22 protein-coding genes and 1 pseudogene are annotated in these 15681 nt (G+C 59.8%); 19 read left to right on the forward strand and 4 right to left on the reverse strand.

Translation table 11 applies throughout. The annotated features are described in order from the left end of the window. Positions 1 to 3: 3 nt before the first annotated feature. The 13 genes from tuf (at position 4) to F624_RS0117585 (ending at position 7237) form a co-directional block, all read left to right on the forward strand. Complete coding sequence (tuf, locus tag F624_RS0117525; RefSeq protein ID WP_019577995.1) at positions 4 to 1194, forward strand: elongation factor Tu; 1191 nt, start codon at positions 4 to 6, stop codon at positions 1192 to 1194. A 29-nt stretch (positions 1195 to 1223) separates the two neighbouring features. After that, complete coding sequence (gene rpsJ, locus F624_RS0117530; protein WP_019575636.1) at positions 1224 to 1538, forward strand: 30S ribosomal protein S10; 315 nt, start codon at positions 1224 to 1226, stop codon at positions 1536 to 1538. 208 nt (positions 1539 to 1746) lie between these two features. After that, positions 1747 to 2421, forward strand: a complete 675-nt coding sequence (gene rplC / locus F624_RS0117535; RefSeq protein ID WP_027476202.1) for a 50S ribosomal protein L3 — start codon at positions 1747 to 1749, stop codon at positions 2419 to 2421. Next, positions 2421 to 3041 (forward strand): 50S ribosomal protein L4, encoded by a 621-nt coding sequence (gene rplD, locus F624_RS0117540; RefSeq protein ID WP_019575638.1) that lies wholly within the window; start codon positions 2421 to 2423, stop codon positions 3039 to 3041. The genes rplC and rplD overlap by 1 nt, the downstream gene beginning before the upstream one ends. After that, positions 3038 to 3352, forward strand: coding sequence for a 50S ribosomal protein L23 (gene rplW / locus F624_RS0117545; protein ID WP_019575639.1), 315 nt, complete (start codon positions 3038 to 3040; stop codon positions 3350 to 3352). The genes rplD and rplW overlap by 4 nt, the downstream gene beginning before the upstream one ends. Before the next feature lie 2 nt (positions 3353 to 3354). Next, positions 3355 to 4179 carry a 50S ribosomal protein L2 gene (rplB, locus tag F624_RS0117550; RefSeq protein ID WP_019575640.1) on the forward strand — a complete coding sequence of 275 codons (825 nt, stop codon included), beginning with the start codon at positions 3355 to 3357 and terminating at the stop codon, positions 4177 to 4179. Positions 4180 to 4189: 10 nt separating this feature from the next. Further along, the gene (rpsS, locus tag F624_RS0117555; protein ID WP_027476201.1) at positions 4190 to 4468 is read left to right on the forward strand and encodes a 30S ribosomal protein S19; all 279 of its coding nucleotides are present in this window, start codon (positions 4190 to 4192) and stop codon (positions 4466 to 4468) included. A gap of 9 nt (positions 4469 to 4477) precedes the next feature. Beyond that, positions 4478 to 4807, forward strand: coding sequence for a 50S ribosomal protein L22 (gene rplV / locus F624_RS0117560; protein ID WP_019575642.1), 330 nt, complete (start codon positions 4478 to 4480; stop codon positions 4805 to 4807). A gap of 16 nt (positions 4808 to 4823) precedes the next feature. Continuing rightward, positions 4824 to 5708, forward strand: a complete 885-nt coding sequence (gene rpsC / locus F624_RS0117565) for a 30S ribosomal protein S3 (RefSeq protein WP_019575643.1) — start codon at positions 4824 to 4826, stop codon at positions 5706 to 5708. Positions 5709 to 5710: 2 nt separating this feature from the next. Beyond that, positions 5711 to 6127 carry a 50S ribosomal protein L16 gene (rplP, locus tag F624_RS0117570; RefSeq protein WP_019575644.1) on the forward strand — a complete coding sequence of 139 codons (417 nt, stop codon included), beginning with the start codon at positions 5711 to 5713 and terminating at the stop codon, positions 6125 to 6127. Positions 6128 to 6143: 16 nt separating this feature from the next. Further along, a complete protein-coding gene (gene rpmC, locus F624_RS0117575; protein WP_019575645.1) occupies positions 6144 to 6341 on the forward strand; it encodes a 50S ribosomal protein L29 in 198 nt (65 codons plus the stop codon). 9 nt (positions 6342 to 6350) lie between these two features. Continuing rightward, positions 6351 to 6620 carry a 30S ribosomal protein S17 gene (rpsQ, locus tag F624_RS0117580; RefSeq protein WP_019575646.1) on the forward strand — a complete coding sequence of 90 codons (270 nt, stop codon included), beginning with the start codon at positions 6351 to 6353 and terminating at the stop codon, positions 6618 to 6620. Positions 6621 to 6730: 110 nt separating this feature from the next. Further along, a complete protein-coding gene (locus tag F624_RS0117585; protein ID WP_019575647.1) occupies positions 6731 to 7237 on the forward strand; it encodes a peroxiredoxin in 507 nt (168 codons plus the stop codon). An 83-nt stretch (positions 7238 to 7320) separates the two neighbouring features. Here F624_RS0117585 and F624_RS0117590 read toward each other — a convergent pair whose 3' ends face one another. Then, on the reverse strand, positions 7321 to 7809 hold the full coding sequence (locus F624_RS0117590; protein WP_019575648.1) for a GNAT family N-acetyltransferase: 489 nt from the start codon (positions 7807 to 7809) through the stop codon (positions 7321 to 7323). 118 nt (positions 7810 to 7927) lie between these two features. Then, on the reverse strand, positions 7928 to 8428 hold the full coding sequence (locus F624_RS0117595; RefSeq protein ID WP_031255405.1) for a TlpA family protein disulfide reductase: 501 nt from the start codon (positions 8426 to 8428) through the stop codon (positions 7928 to 7930). A 16-nt stretch (positions 8429 to 8444) separates the two neighbouring features. Here F624_RS0117595 and F624_RS0117600 point away from each other — a divergent pair, with 16 nt between their 5' ends. Beyond that, on the forward strand, positions 8445 to 9152 hold the full coding sequence (locus F624_RS0117600) for a DUF4197 domain-containing protein (RefSeq protein ID WP_031255407.1): 708 nt from the start codon (positions 8445 to 8447) through the stop codon (positions 9150 to 9152). A gap of 18 nt (positions 9153 to 9170) precedes the next feature. Here the strand turns inward: F624_RS0117600 and F624_RS0117605 are convergent, their stop codons facing one another. Both F624_RS0117605 and F624_RS0117610 read right to left on the reverse strand, forming a co-directional pair. Further along, positions 9171 to 10220: a hypothetical protein gene (locus F624_RS0117605; RefSeq protein WP_031255409.1), complete on the reverse strand. Its 1050-nt coding sequence runs from the start codon at positions 10218 to 10220 to the stop codon at positions 9171 to 9173. Positions 10221 to 10456: 236 nt separating this feature from the next. Beyond that, complete coding sequence (locus tag F624_RS0117610; protein WP_031255411.1) at positions 10457 to 11197, reverse strand: alpha/beta fold hydrolase; 741 nt, start codon at positions 11195 to 11197, stop codon at positions 10457 to 10459. A gap of 91 nt (positions 11198 to 11288) precedes the next feature. Here F624_RS0117610 and F624_RS34905 point away from each other — a divergent pair, with 91 nt between their 5' ends. The 5 genes and pseudogenes from F624_RS34905 to ptsP all read left to right on the forward strand — a co-directional run bounded on the left by F624_RS34905 (position 11289) and on the right by ptsP (position 15586). Further along, complete coding sequence (locus F624_RS34905) at positions 11289 to 11825, forward strand: hypothetical protein (RefSeq protein ID WP_019575653.1); 537 nt, start codon at positions 11289 to 11291, stop codon at positions 11823 to 11825. A 1-nt stretch (position 11826) separates the two neighbouring features. Next, positions 11827 to 13089, forward strand: coding sequence for an MFS transporter (locus tag F624_RS0117620; protein ID WP_420536281.1), 1263 nt, complete (start codon positions 11827 to 11829; stop codon positions 13087 to 13089). Further along, the gene (locus F624_RS0117625; protein WP_019575655.1) at positions 13086 to 13532 is read left to right on the forward strand and encodes a PTS sugar transporter subunit IIA; all 447 of its coding nucleotides are present in this window, start codon (positions 13086 to 13088) and stop codon (positions 13530 to 13532) included. Before F624_RS0117620 ends, F624_RS0117625 begins: the two co-directional genes overlap by 4 nt. After that, a complete protein-coding gene (locus F624_RS0117630; RefSeq protein ID WP_019575656.1) occupies positions 13501 to 13770 on the forward strand; it encodes an HPr family phosphocarrier protein in 270 nt (89 codons plus the stop codon). Before F624_RS0117625 ends, F624_RS0117630 begins: the two co-directional genes overlap by 32 nt. A gap of 49 nt (positions 13771 to 13819) precedes the next feature. Continuing rightward, a pseudogene (ptsP, locus tag F624_RS32620) lies at positions 13820 to 15586 on the forward strand (phosphoenolpyruvate--protein phosphotransferase). The last annotated feature ends 95 nt before the right edge of the window (positions 15587 to 15681 follow it).

The following is a 15681-nucleotide window of genomic DNA, read 5'->3' on the forward strand; positions in this document are numbered from 1 at the left end:
AAAATGGCAAAAGGCAAGTTTGAACGTACCAAGCCGCACGTGAACGTCGGCACCATCGGTCACGTTGACCACGGCAAGACCACCCTGACGGCTGCGATCGCTACCGTTCTGGCAGCCAAGTTCGGCGGCGAAGCCAAGGCTTACGACCAGATCGACGCAGCGCCCGAAGAAAAGGCCCGCGGCATCACGATCAACACCGCCCACGTTGAATACGAAACCGCCAACCGCCACTACGCTCACGTGGACTGCCCCGGCCACGCTGACTATGTGAAGAACATGATCACCGGCGCTGCCCAGATGGACGGCGCTATCTTGGTGTGCTCGGCTGCTGACGGCCCGATGCCCCAAACCCGTGAACACATCCTGCTGTCCCGCCAAGTGGGCGTGCCTTACATCATCGTCTTCCTGAACAAGGCTGACCTGGTGGACGACGCTGAACTGCTGGAACTGGTCGAAATGGAAGTGCGCGAGCTGCTGTCCAAGTACGAATTCCCTGGCGACGACACCCCGATCATCAAGGGTTCGGCACGTCTGGCGCTGGACGGCGACAAGGGCGAACTGGGCGAGCAAGCCATCATGAAGCTGGCCGAAGCTCTGGACACCTACATCCCCACGCCTGAGCGCGCTGTGGACGGTGCTTTCCTGATGCCTGTGGAAGACGTGTTCTCGATCTCGGGTCGTGGCACTGTGGTGACCGGTCGTGTTGAGCGCGGCATCATCAAGGTCGGCGAAGAAATCGAAATCGTGGGTATCAAGCCCACCGTCAAGACCACCTGCACTGGCGTGGAAATGTTCCGCAAGCTGCTGGACCAAGGTCAGGCTGGCGACAACGTCGGCATCTTGCTGCGCGGTACCAAGCGTGAAGACGTCGAGCGCGGCCAAGTGCTGTGCAAGCCGGGCAGCGTCAAGCCGCACACCCACTTCACCGCAGAAATCTACGTTCTGTCGAAGGATGAAGGCGGCCGTCACACCCCGTTCTTCAACAACTACCGTCCTCAGTTCTACTTCCGCACGACCGACGTGACCGGCGCCATCGAGCTGCCGAAGGACAAGGAAATGGTCATGCCTGGCGACAACGTGTCGATCACTGTGAAGCTGATCAACCCCATCGCCATGGAAGAAGGTCTGCGTTTCGCCATCCGTGAAGGTGGCAAGACTGTGGGCGCCGGTGTGGTTGCCACCATCATCGAGTAATTCTTGATAAGAACATAAGGAGAATTACCATGTCTACCAAGCAAAAGATCCGCATCCGTCTGAAGGCTTTCGACTACAAGTTGATCGACCAATCGGCCGCTGAAATCGTTGACACCGCCAAGCGCACCGGCGCGATCGTCAAGGGCCCGGTGCCCCTGCCGACCCGCATGAAGCGTTTCGACATCCTGCGTTCGCCGCACGTCAACAAGACCAGCCGTGACCAGTTCGAAATCCGTACCCACCAACGTCTGATGGACATCGTGGACCCGACGGACAAGACGGTTGACGCTCTGATGAAGCTCGACCTGCCGGCTGGCGTCGACGTCGAAATCAAGCTGCAATAAGCCCAGCCCTGCTGGCGTTGCATGTCGGTATCCGCCCGCAGCAATGCGGGTAGATGACTGACCAAATAATGCGGACTTGTCCTAAAGACAAGTTCGCGTTATACTTTTGGGCTCGACTACATTTGTTGTCGAGAATTTATCAACTCTCTTTCACACACAAGCGTCGCGGCCAATTGAAGTCGTGGCGGTGGAAGTTTTGGAGAACTACATGAGTCTGAGCAACTCCCTCGGGTTGCTGGGCCGCAAGGTGGGCATGATGCGTCTGTTCACCGATGATGGGGATGCAATCCCTGTCACGGTGGTGGATGTGTCCAACAACCGCGTGACCCAGGTCAAATCCCAAGAGAAAGACGGCTACGTCGCCCTGCAGGTGACGTTCGGCTCGCGCAAAGCATCGCGCGTGACCAAGCCCGTTGCCGGTCACCTTGCCAAGGCAGGTGTTGAAGCCGGTGAAATCATCCAGGAATTCCGCGTGACCGCTGATACTGCATCCCAGTATCAAGCTGGTGCAACCGTGCCTGTGACCGCTGTGTTCGCTGTGGGCCAGAAGGTGGACGTGCAAGGCACGACCATTGGTAAGGGCTTCGCCGGTACCATCAAGCGTCACCATTTCGGTTCGCAACGCGCTTCTCACGGTAACAGCCGTTCGCACAACGTTCCGGGCTCCATCTCGATGGCGCAAGATCCGGGTCGCGTGTTCCCGGGCAAGCGCATGTCGGGTCACCTCGGCGTCGATCTGGTTACCACTCAAAATCTCGACGTGATTCGCATTGACGAAGCACGCCAACTGCTCTTGATCAAGGGCGCTGTTCCGGGCTCCAAGGGTGGCTTCGTGACGGTGCGTCCGGCGATCAAGGCCAAAGCTTCCAAAGGGGCGAACTGATGCAGCTCGAACTCCTGAATGATCAAGGCCAGGCTGCTTCGAAGTACGAAGCCCCTGAGACCGTGTTCGGCCGTGACTACAACGAAGACCTGGTTCACCAGATCGTTGTGGCTTACCAAGCCAACGCCCGTCAAGGCACCCGTGCCCAGAAGGACCGTGAGCAGGTCAAGCACTCGACCAAGAAGCCTTTCAAGCAAAAGGGTACTGGTCGCGCTCGTGCTGGTATGACTTCCTCGCCTCTGTGGCGTGGGGGCGGTCGGATTTTCCCGAACCTGCCGAACGAAAACTTCAGCCAGAAGATCAACAAGAAGATGTACCGCGCTGGTATGGCTTCGATTTTCTCGCAACTGGTGCGTGAAGGCCGTCTGGCTGTGGTGGACACCCTCAAGGTGGACGCTCCCAAGACCAAGCTGCTCGCTGCCAAGTTCAAGGCGATGAACCTTGAATCGGTGATGGTGATTGCCGACGAAGTTGACGAAAACCTGTACCTCGCTTCGCGCAATCTGCCGAACGTGCTCGTCGTTGAAGCCCGTTACGCTGATCCGCTGTCGCTGGTTCATTACAAGAAAGTGCTCGTCACCAAGGGCGCAATCGACAAACTCAAGGAGATGTTCGCATGAGCACCGTGAAGTTTGACGAAGGCCGTCTGATGCAAGTTCTCGTCGCTCCCATCGTGTCTGAAAAGGCCACCTTGGTTGCGGAGAAGTCCAATGCTGTGACGTTCAAAGTGCTGCAGGACGCTACCAAGCCCGAAATCAAGGCCGCTGTGGAATTGATGTTCAAGGTTGAGGTCAAGGGCGTGTCTGTGGTGAACACCAAAGGCAAGACCAAGCGTTTTGGCAAGTCGATCGGCCGTCGCGACAATGTTCGCAAGGCCTATGTGACCCTGAAGCCCGGTCAAGAGCTCAACCTCTCTGGGGAGGCTGCGTAATCATGGCTGTCATCAAGATGAAACCCACCTCGCCTGGCCAACGTGCCGTGGTGAAGGTGACGCGTGATCACCTGTACAAGGGTGCTCCGCACGCCGCTTTGCTGGAACCTCAGTTCCAGAAGGCTGGTCGCAACAACAATGGTCACATCACCACCCGTCACAAGGGCGGCGGTCACAAGCACCATTACCGTGTTGTCGACTTCCTGCGCAACAAGGATGGCATTCCTGCCAAGGTTGAGCGCGTTGAATACGATCCGAACCGTACGGCCCACATCGCTCTGGTGTGCTATGCCGACGGCGAGCGTCGTTACATCATCGCTCCCCGTGGCGTTGAGGCCGGTGCAACCTTGCTGAGCGGTTCGGAAGCTCCGATCCGTGCTGGCAATGCGCTGCCGATCCGCAACATCCCGGTGGGTTCGACCATTCACGCCATCGAACTGCAACCCGGCAAGGGCGCGCAGATCGCTCGCTCGGCTGGCTCGTCTGCCACGCTGCTGGCTCGCGAAGGTGTTTACGCTCAGGTTCGCCTGCGCTCGGGTGAAGTTCGCAAGATTCACATCGAATGCCGTGCCACCATCGGCGAAGTCGCCAACGAAGAACATAGCCTGCGCCAACTGGGCAAGGCCGGTGTGAAGCGTTGGATGGGTATTCGCCCGACCGTTCGCGGTGTGGCAATGAACCCGATCGACCACCCGCACGGTGGTGGTGAAGGTCGTACCGGCGAAGGCCGTCATGCTGTCGATCCTTGGGGCAATCTGACCAAGGGTTACCGTACCCGTAACAACAAGCGCACTCAGGTCATGATCGTGTCGCGCCGTAAAAAGTAAGGGGTAACAAATGACTCGCTCTCTTAAAAAGGGTCCGTTTGTTGACCATCACCTGGTTGCAAAGGTTGAAAAAGCCGTTGCTACCAAGGACAAGAAGCCAATCAAGACCTGGTCGCGTCGTTCCATGGTTCTGCCCGAGTTCATCGGTCTGACCATTGCTGTGCACAACGGCAAGCAACACGTGCCGGTGTACGTTACCGACCAGATGGTGGGCCACAAGCTGGGTGAATTCGCCCTGACGCGCACCTTCAAGGGTCACCCCGCGGACAAAAAAGTCCAGAAGAAATAAGGAATGACCATGGAAACACGTGCAGTCCTCCGGGGCGTTCGTCTGTCGGTCGATAAGGGCCGTCTGGTGGCCGACCTGATCCGCGGCAAGAAGGTGGATCAGGCTCTGAACATCCTGACGTTCACGCAAAAGAAGGCCGCTGGCATTGTCAAGAAGGTTCTTGAATCTGCCATCGCCAACGCCGAACACAATGACGGCGCCGACATTGACGAACTCCGCGTCAAGACGATCTACGTAGAGCAAGGTGCCACGCTGAAGCGTTTCACTGCTCGCGCCAAGGGTCGTGGCAACCGCATCAGCAAGCCCACGTGCCACGTGTACGTGACGGTTGGCAACTGAAAGGCTGGTCAGAAATATGGGACAGAAAATCCATCCTACTGGCTTCCGCCTGGCGGTCAGCCGTAATTGGGCCAGCCGCTGGTACGCGAGCAACCGTGACTTCGCCGGCATGCTGGCTGAAGACATCAAGGTTCGCGAGTACCTGAAGGCCAAGCTGAAGAACGCAGCCGTTTCGCGCATTCTGATCGAGCGTCCTGCCAAGAACGCACGCATCACGATTTTCTCGGCTCGTCCGGGCGTCGTGATCGGCAAGAAGGGCGAAGACATCGAGAACCTCAAGAAGGAACTCGCTACCCGTCTGGGCGTGCCGGTTGCAGTGAACATCGAAGAAGTGCGCAAGCCTGAAATCGATGCCAAGCTGATCGCCGACTCGATCACCCAACAGCTCGAAAAGCGCATCATGTTCCGTCGTGCCATGAAGCGTGCCATGCAGAACGCCATGCGTCTGGGTGCCCTGGGCATCAAGATCATGTCGTCGGGCCGTCTGAACGGTATCGAAATCGCTCGATGCGAGTGGTACCGCGAAGGTCGCGTGCCTCTTCACACCCTGCGTGCTGACATCGACTATGGCTTCTCTGAAGCCAAGACCACCTATGGCGTCATCGGCGTCAAGGTGTGGGTGTACAAGGGTGACACGCTGGGCCGCAATGATCTGCCCGCCGTGACTGAGCCTCGTGCTGAAGAAGAGCGTCGCCCACGTGGCCCGCGTCGTGATGGCCGCCCAGGCGACCGTCCTGGTGCTGACCGTCGTGGTCCCCGTCGTCCGGTCGGTGGCAACACTGCTCCGGCTGACGGCAGCGACAAGCCCGCTGAAGCCGGTGGTGCTGATGCTAAATCTGCCGTTAAGCGCGTCCGCAAGGTCACCGCGCCCGCTACAGCAGCGGACGGTAAAGGAGAATAAATATGCTGCAACCTGCTCGCCGCAAATATCGCAAGGAGCAAAAGGGTCGCAACACCGGTATTGCCACCCGAGGTAACTCGGTGGCTTTCGGTGACTTCGGCCTGAAATCCACGGACCGTGGCCGCCTGACGGCCCGCCAGATCGAGGCTGCACGTCGTGCAATCTCTCGTCACGTGAAGCGTGGCGGCCGCATCTGGATCCGCGTGTTCCCCGACAAACCGATCTCTCAGAAGCCTGCTGAAGTGCGTATGGGTAACGGTAAGGGTAACCCGGAGTACTACGTGGCTGAAATCCAGCCCGGCAAGGTGCTGTACGAAATCGTTGGCGTGCCTGAAGAGCTCGCTCGCGAAGCGTTCCGTCTGGCCGCTGCAAAGCTGCCCTTGCGCACCACGTTCGTGGCTCGCATGCTCGGCCAGTAATTCAGGAGAAATCGAAATGACGAAAGCTGCTGAACTGCGCCAAAAAGACGTTGCCGGCCTCGAAGCTGAAGTGAAGTCCTTGCAAAAGGCCCACTTCGGTCTGCGTATGCAAAAAGCCACGCAACAACTGAACAACACTGCGACCCTGCGCACGACCCGTCGTGACATTGCTCGCGCCAAGACCATTCTTGCTGAAAAGCAAGCCGCCAAGTAAGGAGCCAACATGACGGAAGCTAAAAAATCCCTCAAGCGCACCTTGATTGGCAAGGTTGTCAGCGCAAAGCGTGCCAAGACCGTGACCGTGCTGGTCGAGCGTCGTGTGAAGCACGAGCTCTACGGCAAGATCGTGGGCAAGTCGAGCAAGTACCATGCTCATGATGAAGCGGGCACCTATCAACTGGGTGACGTGATCGAGATCACTGAAAGCCGCCCCATCTCCAAGACCAAGAACTGGGTTGCGACCCGTCTGGTTGAAAAGGCTGGCATCGTTTAAGTCTTCTTTGACTTCTACGGTGAGAGTTTGAGAAACGACCCACAATGTGGGTCGTTTTTCTTTTTGGGCCGTGATTTCATGGCCTCCCCCCCAGAGCTTAAGGAGCAAGCATGATCAAAGTTGGCGATACCCTGCCGTCCACCACCTTGATGGAGTACTCGGAGGTCGAAGGCGAAGGCTGCAGCATCGGTCCGAACCCGGTCGAAGTGGCCAAGGCGGTGGCAGGCAAGACCATTGCGTTGTTTGCGCTTCCTGGTGCATTCACGCCGACATGCTCGGCCAAACATGTACCTGGTTACGTGGAGTCGGCGGATGCTTTCAAGGCAGCAGGAGTTGATGAAATCTGGTGCCTCAGTGTCAACGATGCCTTCGTCATGGGGGCATGGGCACGCGATCAGAAGGTGGCCGGCAAGGTTCGCATGCTGGCCGACGGCAGCGCAGACTTCGCCAAGGCCACCGGTTTGACCTTGGACTTGACGGGCCGTGGTATGGGGCTCCGCAGCAATCGCTATTCGATGCTGGTCAAGGACGGAAAGGTCCAAACTCTGAACATCGAAGCGCCCGGTAAATTCGAAGTCAGCGACGCTCAGACCTTGCTGTCACAGGCAAAAGGCTGAATTGAGCACCTTGCATCGCTGATGCGTTTGCAATGAAAAAGGCGTCTATCCTGGGATGGACGCCTTTTTTGTATGCCTTGCCCTCAAAGATCGGCCTTGAGGTAATGTGATCCAGCGATCGGGTTGTGATAGTAGGGCGGAATTTCGGCGAAGCCGAGTTCTGCGTAAAGCGCTCGTGCAGACTCCATGTCGTCCAGAGTGTCCAGCAGAACGCTGGCATAGCCCAACTGGCGAGCGCAATCCATGATGGATTCAGCCAACGTTCGCCCTAGGCCAAATCTGCGAAAAGCTTTGCGCACGTAGAGTCGCTTCATCTCTGCTGCGTTGGGGTAGTCAGCGGCATCCAGGGGGCGAAGAGCGCAACAACCTGCAATCGACCCTTCCACCAGCGCGAGCATGAGGATTCCGCGAGGCGCAGCGTACTCACCAGGGAGGTTTTGAAGTTCTTGCTCAAAATTCTGAAAGCAAAGATCAACGGCCAAGCTCGCTGCATACTCGCGAAAGATGTCGCGGGCCCATTCGACATGAGTTGGTGTTTCGGGAACGATGATCTGGATATCGGGGCGATTCACGGCAGGCGCATCAACAAGCTTTGTTGCTCGCATTATGGCTTGAGGGGCGGCTGAGCCTTCTCCCTTCGACGTTCTTCCGGGCGCTCCATGCGAGCAATGGCCGGCGGAAATGCACGCTTCAGGTCTCGATCAACAACTTTTCAATCAACTGCTGCAGTTCGTTGAAATCGGGTTCACCGATGTAGCGTTTGACGATTTGTCCCTGCTTGTTGACGAGATAGGTCGTAGGCGTCAGTTGCACATCGCCCCAAGCCTTGGCCACTGACCCAGTGTTGTCGATCGCCACCTGAAATGGCAGTTGCCGTGTTTGCGCAAAGTTCACGACGTAGGCTGGCGGGTCGTAACTCATGGCCACGGCCATCGTATTGAAACCTTTTGCATGGTATTTCTGATAGGTCGCGATCACCTTGGGCATCTCTGCCACACAGGTGGTGCAACTCGTTGCCCAAAAGTTCACGAGAGTGACCTGCCCCTTGAGGGATGCCGAACTCTTGCTACTACCATCCAGCAGCACAAAAGTAGATTCGGGCGCCGGAACCGGCTTGGCACTCCACCAGGCAGCACCAGCGGCTACCACCAAGGCGAGGGCGCCAGCCGTCAAAAGAATGGCCTTTTTCATATTAAGGATGGACTCCATGCATCGTCGACAGTTTAATTCCAACGCTTCCGCCCTGCTTGCTTTGGCGTTAGCGGGCATGCCTGCTTGGGCGCAAGCCATCAATCTTTCGGCCTTGAGCAATGCGGATGCCACGGCAGGTCTGAAAGCCACCTTGGAAAAGGGTGCGAGCGCGGCCATCAGTCTGCTTGGGCAGGAGGATGGATTCATGAACAATCCGAAAGTTCGCATCGGTTTGCCAAAACCACTGGATGAAGTTGCGGGCATGTTGCGCCGGTTTGGTCAGGGTCATCAACTCGACGAGTTGGTCACGGCCATGAACCGTGCGGCTGAACAGGCCATTCCCTTGGCCAAGGGATTGCTGCATGACACCATTCAGTCGCTCACCATCACCGACGCCAAAAGCATTCTGAGTGGTGGCGACAACTCTGTGACGCAGTTCTTTGAGGCCAAGACTCGCGAGCCGCTCAGCCAACGCTTTCTGCCCGACGTGAGCAAGGTGACTGCGAGGGTGGGCGTTGCAGAGAAATACAAGCAAGTGGCGAGCAAGGCCGCCAGCGTCGGCTTGCTGAAACAGGAAGATGCGCAGCTCGACACCTATGTCACGGCAAGAGCGCTGGATGGCCTGTACTTGGTGATCGGTGAGAAGGAGCGGGAATTCCGCAGCAACCCCTTGGCCGCAGGCAGTGCCGTGATTGAAAAGGCCCTGGGGGCTCTCCGACCCTGAGCGGTGGCGCAAGGCGCATCAAGCGCTCTTGCTGAGCAATCTGGCCAGAACAGAAGGCAGCTTGCTAGTCAGATTGTCGCGATTGATGCGCTCGATGGCGTCATCCACCCAACTGGTCATGGTGAGGGAGTGCTGGTCGTCGGTCACTTCCAGCACGGGTATTTGCGGGTCTACCGCAAGCAACTCCCGTCTGACGCTTTCAAGGCCGACGCCATTCAAGCGCTGGTCGAATATCAGCATATGAGGGCGTTCGATCTCGCAGCGGGCTCGGGCCTGTTCGGGAGAGCTGACACGGTCGAGAATCACGTGGCTGGATCGGCACAGAGGGGTCATGACCTCCACCAGGCCGGCATCAGCCGTCACCAAAAGAATGTGCTGGCCGGTCGGCAACTTGGAGTGGCTGCTGGCCCAGGAGTCCGCTCCACTGCTCAGGTCCAGGGGGTTTGACTTCTCCAACTGCTTTACCGTTCGCTGGAACTCCAGTGTCAGACTGAGGTTCTGTGCCGACTCGGCGTGCTGAATGGGGATCCGAGCCAAAGAGGCGGCTTCCACCAACAGCCACCAACTCAGGCGATAAGGTGCAGATGCATGGGGATGCTCAGGGTTCGTGTCCGATACCGTGGGGCGCGCTTTGAAGCTCAACAGGGCATGCTCGGGCATGCTCTGCATTTCAAGCGTGATGCTGAGCCGGTAGCCAGGCCGCGCCATCCAGGACAGTGCCGCGTGCAGCACCGTTTCCAGAAGGCTGGGATCCAGCACCACTTCCACCGCCTGCAAGCGATGCACCAGATCCACCGCACGGCCTTGCAGCATGCCCGCATTGTCCGCAAGGGCCTGGCGCAGGCGCGCATCAAGCGCAACGTGCTCATGGGATTGCCGTATGGGGTTGTGGGCCAGGTGGTCCAGCAACTGGCTCTGGGCCGCAATGCGCCGGGCGGTGCCCAGGGAACTCATCAGTGCATTGACTTGAGGGCGGGACAATTTTCCGGTGGTCAGCAGTTGCTGGACGATGTGCTCCATTTCCAGCAGCGGACCAGACAACTCCGCACCAATGGATCCCGCCAGCAAGTATTCGGGCCGCGGAGGTGGCGTCGCGCCTGAGTTGGCTGAGGGGGCGCTGCTTTTGACGGGTTCCATTGAAAACGGGCGGTTGGATCGGCCACGGCTGGACGGCGTTGATCAGGAAACTTGGGCTGCAGATGACCAGCCCGGGGAGCTCAAAACTCCCACAGCACATTCAGCCACCTGTGTGACAGTACCACTGATTCTGATCATTTGGTTTGTGCCATTTGGCACCGTGTCCGTCAAGCCTCAGGACGGATGCAATCTTGCAGCACAGCCGTTAACTCCACTGGGGCACTGATCATGGGGTCGTGGCCTGTGGCCATATCGACACGGCGTGAACCCGGTAGCCAGGCGCCATCCCAAAAGCGCGGGTCCTGGACGCGGGTTCGAATCACGTCGATGGTGGCCAGTGTGGGGCGGGTGCAGTTGATGAAGGTTCTCGGAGTTTGTGCCACCCGCTTCGGATCGAATTGCAAAGGCGCTTCGTATGTGTGCCCTGGATGCGGCGTTTGGCGCCGCTTGACCCACTCGTGGTCGGTATCCGCCAAGCCGAAAACGGCCGGGTCAGGCGCCGGAAAGCTGTAGTCCGGGTTTCCTTGTGCGGCCACCAGGCGGGCTTGCCGGGTGGCGCTGGCATGGGTTGAACTCCAGCTTTCGCCCACCTTGGGGATGACGGCATCGACATACACCAGATGCTGCAGCCGATGCGGCAGGCGATCCGCCACGGCCGTCCCCAGCATGCCTGCGTAGGAGTGCACAACCAACACCACGTTTTGCAGTTCTTCGGATTCCATCGCATTCACCACATCGCTGATGTGGGTCTCAAGGGTGATGGCGGGTGACATCAGATGGGCCCGCTCTCCAAGCCCCGTCAAGGTGACGGCGTGCGCCCGGTGTCCGTTGCGAATGAGGGCTTCCGTCACGCGCTGCCAGCACCAGGCGCCGTGCCATGCGCCGTGAACAAGTAAGAAGTGGGCCATGAGTCGATCTCCTGAGCGTCAAAAGAGTGCATTGCAGACACTGCTTTGCTGAGCGGTGCACCAAGCTGGTGGTGCGGCTGATAATGATGACATGAGTTCACTGAAGTCGATTTGGTCCCTGGGCATGCTGATGTTGTTGCTGGCCTGCAGCCCAGCCCTCAATTGGCGCAATGTGCGCATCGACGACCAGTCCCTGCAGGCGAGTCTGCCTTGCAAGGCAGAGCGTGCCAATCGCCAGGTGCCTTGGCCCGACCAAGCCGTTGACATGAGTCTCGTGGGCTGCGAAGCACGAGGGACGATGTGGACCATCGCCTCTGTGGCGCTGCCCAAGAACATGTCGGTGGGTGAGGGGCTGGCTCAGTGGCGTCAGATCACTCTGGCACATCTGCGATCCGATGTCGGTGCAACCGGTCGGGGGTTTGTGCCCCCGGGGGCGTTGGAGGTGCCGCAGTCAACGCGCCTGCACGTGCGAGGGCAATCGCCCGATGGGGCCGCGCTGGAGGTCGATCTGGCCTGGTTTGCCCGGGCCTCGTCGAGTGGGGCTTTCCTGTATCAGGCCGCGATCTATGCCCCGGTGCCTGAAGCCGAAGGGGCAGAGGCACTTCTCGCCGGGCTGCATTTCGAGTGAGCTGGTCTTGAACACTGCACTCAACCGCGGTCGCTTGATCGCCATCTTTCTGGCGTTCGCGTTCGCCTATTTTTTCTCGGCCCTGATTCGGGCGGTCACGGCCACCCTGTCGCCTGTGCTCACGCAGGAGCTGGGCTTGCAGGCGCGGGACCTGGGGCTGTTGGCTGGCGGCTACTTTCTGGGCTTCTCTGTGACTCAGCTTCCTCTGGGCACCTGGCTCGATCGCCATGGCCCACGCAAAGTCATCTTGTGCTTTCTCTCCATAGCCGTCTTGGGTTGCGTGGCCTTTTCCATGGCCACCAGTTTCACAGGCCTGATGGCGGCGCGTGTGCTGTGTGGCGTAGGTGTCAGTGCCTGTCTGATGGCGCCGTTGACAGGCTTTCGCCGCTGGATGGCGCCCCAAACCCAGCTGCGGGCCAACTCCTGGATGCTGATGACGGGGTCGTTCGGCATGGTGGCGTCCACCTTGCCCGTTCAATGGCTGCTGCCGCAGATCGGTTGGCGGCCCCTGTTCTGGGGCCTTGCCGTGCTGACGGCTCTGGGCATGGCCCTGATCGCCTGGTTGGTGCCGCATTGGCGCTCTGCTCAGGTCACCAGCTCCGTGGTGGAGGGGGCTGAACCCCTTGTCGCCCCAAAGGGGTACGCAGAGGTCTGGGCCCACCCCTACTTTCGCCGCATGTCGCCCATTGGCTTCTTCAGTTACGGCGGCATGGTGGCGGTTCAGACGCTGTGGGCGGGCCCATGGATGGTGCGGGTGGCGGGCTACAGTGCGGCCGAAGCGGCCACGGGCTTGTTTGCCATCAACTTGTGCATGCTCTGCACCTTCTGGTCGTGGGGCATGTTGACCCCCTGGCTGTTTTCGCGGGGGCTGTCAGTGGACCGGATCATCACCTTCGGACTGCCGGTCAGCCTGTTGACCTTGTCGGGCATTCTGTGGCTCGGCGAGCATGCCGGGGCTGCCGCCTGGGCCTTGTTCTGCGTCACCTCGACAGTGATCTCGCTGGCCCAGCCCGCCGTGGCCATGGCGTTCGCGCCGGCCTTGGCGGGGCGGGCCTTGTCCGCCTACAACCTGGTGGTTTTTGCGGGCGTGTTTGTCCTGCAATGGGGCATTGGGCTGGGGGTGGACTTGTTCTCTTCGCTGGGCTTGTCGGCGGTGGACGCATTTCGCGCCGCCATGGGGGTATTCCTGGCCCTGAGTGTCCTGAGTTACGCCTACTTCCTGGCCCTGAAAAGCCATAATGCACGGCAACCAATTTCCCCATGAGCAACAGTATCCTGATCATCGCCCACGCACCGCTGGCCCACGCCTTGCGTCAATGTGCGCTGCATGTGTTTCCAGACTGCGAACGTGACATCGTTGCCGTTGACGTGCAACCCAACATCTCCCCGGAAGAGACCTTGGCCACGGCGCGCATCGCGATGACTGAACTGTCCGCCCGAGACACCCTGGTGCTGACCGACGTGTTCGGCGCCACACCTTGCAACGTGGCCCAGCGGCTGGTGGATGGCGTGCATTCCCGGCTTGTGGCCGGTGTCAATTTACCCATGCTGCTGCGCACGGTGACGTATCGGCATGAATCCCTGGATGCCTTGGTGTCCCGGGCCGTGGTGGGAGGCACGCAGGGCGTCCTGCAAGTGGCCATCACTGCGCCCCAGAACCAGGCGAGGAGAAGAAATGATCAAATCCACCACGACCATCAGCAATAAGCTCGGCCTGCATGCCCGGGCCTCGGCCAAGCTCACCAAGCTCGCGGGCAGTTTCCCCTGCGAGGTCTGGATTTCCAAGGGCGAGCGCCGCGTCAATGCCAAGAGCATCATGGGCGTCATGATGCTGGCCGCCGGCCTGGGCAGCACGGTCAGCCTCGAGACCGAGGGGCCGCGCGAGCAAGAAGCGATGGACGCCTTGCTGGCGTTGATGGCCGACAAATTCGGGGAAGGCGAGTGAGCTCCCTGGGGCATCACCCGGACTCACTTCTCCAGCAACGGAGGCATCCATGACATTCACCGTCCATGGCCTGGCTGTAGCCCGTGGCATTGCCATCGGGCGGGCCGTGCTGGTGGCGTCCAGCCGCATCGATGTGGCCCATTACTTCATCGACGCTTCTCGGATACCTGAAGAAATTGACCGCATCCGAGTGGCCCGCAATGCGGTGGTCGATGAACTGCAGCGGCTGCAGTAGGGGCTGTCACAGATGGGGCCCAACGACGCTCCGCAAGAGCTGACCGCCTTGCTGGACGTGCACCTGATGCTGCTTCAGGACGAGGCGCTCACCTCGGGCGTGAAGCATTGGGTGACCGAACGCCTCTACAACGCCGAATGGGCCTTGACCACTCAGCTCGAAGTGATCGGCCGCCAGTTCGACGAAATGGAGGATGAATACCTGCGTGAGCGCAAGGCCGATCTGGAGCAGGTGGCCGAGCGCATCCTGCGGCACATGAAAGGGGCGGCGTCACCGGTCTCACCTCCGCCCCCTTCGCCGCGCCGCAGCCAGCAGGAGTTGCTGCTCGACGACACCGTTGATGTGCCTCTGGTGCTGGTGGCCCATGATCTTTCACCGGCGGACATGCTGCAGTTCAAGCAAAGCGTGTTCGCGGGTTTTGTCACCGATGTGGGGGGCAAGACCTCTCACACGGCCATCGTCGCGCGCAGCATGGACATCCCCGCCGTGGTGGGGGCCCGCAGTGCCAGCCAATTGGTGCGCCAGGATGACTGGGTGATCATCGATGGCGATGCCGGCGTGATGATCGTTGACCCTTCGCCCATCATCCTGGCTGAATATGGTTTCAAACAGCGCCAGGGCGAGCTGGAGCGTCAGCGTCTGTCCCGCCTGCGGCACACCCCGGCCGTCACGATGGATGGCGAAAAGGTCGAGCTCCTGGCCAACATCGAGATGCCGGATGACGCCCCAGCCGCGCTGGCTGCCGGCGCGCTGGGTGTGGGCCTGTTCCGCAGCGAATTCCTGTTCATGGGGCGGCAGGGCAAGCTGCCCGGCGAAGAAGAGCAGTACCAGGCCTACCGGCGCGCCGTCGAGGGCATGCAAGGGCTTCCCGTCACCATCCGCACGGTGGATGTGGGGGCTGACAAGCCTCTGGATTACGCCCACCGTGATGATGCCCATCTGAACCCGGCACTGGGCCTGCGTGCCATCCGCTGGAGCCTGGCCGACCCCGCCATGTTCCGCACCCAGTTGCGCGCCATCCTGCGTGCCGCCGTGCATGGCAAGGTGAAGTTGCTGATACCGATGCTGGCCCATGGTTCGGAGATCCGCCAGGCCCTGGCGCAAGTCGATCATGCCCGTGCGGAGCTCGACAACCTGGGCGTGGCCCATGGCCCGATTCAACTCGGGGCCATGATCGAGATCCCGGCCGCAGCGTTGTCGGTGCGCATGTTCCTCAAGCACTTCGACTTTCTGTCGATCGGAACCAACGACCTGATCCAGTACACGCTGGCCATCGACCGGGCCGATGAGTCCGTGGCGCACCTCTACGATCCCTTGCACCCGGCGGTGCTCAAGCTGGTGGCCGAAACGATTGCCGAGTGCCGGGCTCAGGGCAAGGATGTGAGTGTGTGCGGTGAGATGGCGGGCGATGTCAGTGCCACTCGTTTGCTGCTGGGCCTGGGTCTGCGCAGCTTCTCCATGCACCCCTCTCAGATTCTGGCCATCAAGCAGGAGGTCTTGCGCAGCGACACCCGCAAGTTGGCGGGCTGGGCCCAGGCCGTGCTCAACGACGATGAGCCGTCACGCCTGATACCAAGCTGACCTGCTGGGCACTGCAATGCGGTGTGGTGCGGTGCCGACAGCCTGAGGTCCTGCCAAGCCCTCGACGATGCTGCGAGGGTTGGCAGGATGGCTTG

This window comes from Curvibacter lanceolatus ATCC 14669 (assembly GCF_000381265.1).
Lineage (GTDB): Bacteria > Pseudomonadota > Gammaproteobacteria > Burkholderiales > Burkholderiaceae_C > Curvibacter > Curvibacter lanceolatus.